Below are 1,559 nucleotides of genomic sequence, written 5' to 3' on the forward strand. Positions count from 1 at the left end.
ATTTTATTTTCTTTATATTCTATATAAAATGTTTTTGGAAAAAACAAATAATCAACATGATTATCAGATGAATTTAACTTTGAATTAAACAAATTAGAGAATTGTGGTGGATCAAAATGAAGTATTTTGGATAACCAAGATAACGTTTTAAAAGAATTTTCAGGTAAAATATCAATCATATCTAAATAATATATTTTCTTAATTATATTTTTTAACTCTTTAATTTTAATATTTAAAATATAAAAATTTCCATATTTATCATCTGCGTATTCTTTAACAGTATTTAAGGTTGGATTACCGTTTTCATCCGGATAAGCATAAGGAACTTGAATGTTAAAAATTTCATCCATAGGAAAACTATCTATATTTATACGATTGCAAATTTTATCTCTAGGATGTTTTAAATTTCCATAATGATTTACAATAGGTCTCAAAATTGATATAGGATCCCTTACAACGCAAATTGCGGGAATTTTTTTTTGAATTAAATTATAAAATTTAATTCCAAAATTAAAATCGTGTTTATTTAAACATCCTGCAAGAATGATTGCATTATAAGTTTTTAAATTAGAAACAAGCATACGATAAGAATCTAAGTATTGAAATAATGGATTTCCCCAATGTCTATTTAACTTAACATTGCACAATCTTAAATATCTTGTCATAGCAGTAGTTCCAGCACCATGAATTAATAAAAACACAAACTCATAATTATCTGGCAAAGGTAAATTCATTTCCCAAGCAAGTTCAGCTGGTATGTTTTTGTAATTGATTTTTTCTTTTTCATCATTAAGCTTTTTAGGATCGAGTAAAGAAGGATAAGGGTGATTTTCTTTTTTATATCTTTCATTAAAATCATCCGACAATAACCATTCTTCTATAAGATCAAAATTTTGTATAAAATAATTAAAGTTGTGGAAAATATTATCAAGTATGGGTTTATAATTTTGATGAATTTTTAATATATTTTCTATTCTTAAATTTCTTTCTAAAAATAAAGATTTATTATTTATAAAGTCTTTGTAAACTTTTATATCATATATTTTAAATTGTTCAAGCATTTTTTTAAATATTTTAAATTCTTTATTAGCTTTTTTAATATTTTTAATTAGCTTAAACATGCTTCCCTTGTGTAAATTTTGGAAAGTTTTTATAAGAACTTCACCCAACATATAAGATAGATGAAATTTATACTTTAAAGCTTGTTCATAATCAGAGCATTTTTCTAAATTTGGATATTTAAGTTGGGGAAAAACTTGTATGGTTTGTTGATAAATTTTTTGTTCTCTTTTATGCTGCTTATTTATTTGATAAAGTTTTTTAAATAATAATATATACCCCCCCCCATAGTTATTATTATTTTTTTTACGACTAAAATCAATCATAGCTTGACCTAATTTATAAGCTAAATGATTTTTAACTCTTTCTATAGCTGAATTTGGGTTTTGCATGGGGATCCTTATATTTATATATAATAGAAGTCACTTTATAAAATTAATCTTTCATATTCATCTGGAGTTCCACAAAATACAATTTCATCTAATGAAATCTTATGATAT

The 1,559-nt window shown here is 23.3% G+C and carries 1 protein-coding gene; it reads right to left on the reverse strand.

Annotation, left to right across the window (positions count from 1 at the left end; all coding sequences use genetic code 11):
- The coding region (locus JG677_RS08055) for a capsular biosynthesis protein (protein WP_200286118.1) at positions 1–1,451 on the reverse strand (1,451 nt) is incomplete at its 3' end.
- Positions 1,452–1,559: the final 108 nt, after the last annotated feature.

It is taken from the genome of Campylobacter sp. TTU-622 (genome assembly GCF_016598965.1).
In the GTDB taxonomy this organism is placed as follows: Bacteria; Campylobacterota; Campylobacteria; order Campylobacterales; family Campylobacteraceae; genus Campylobacter_D.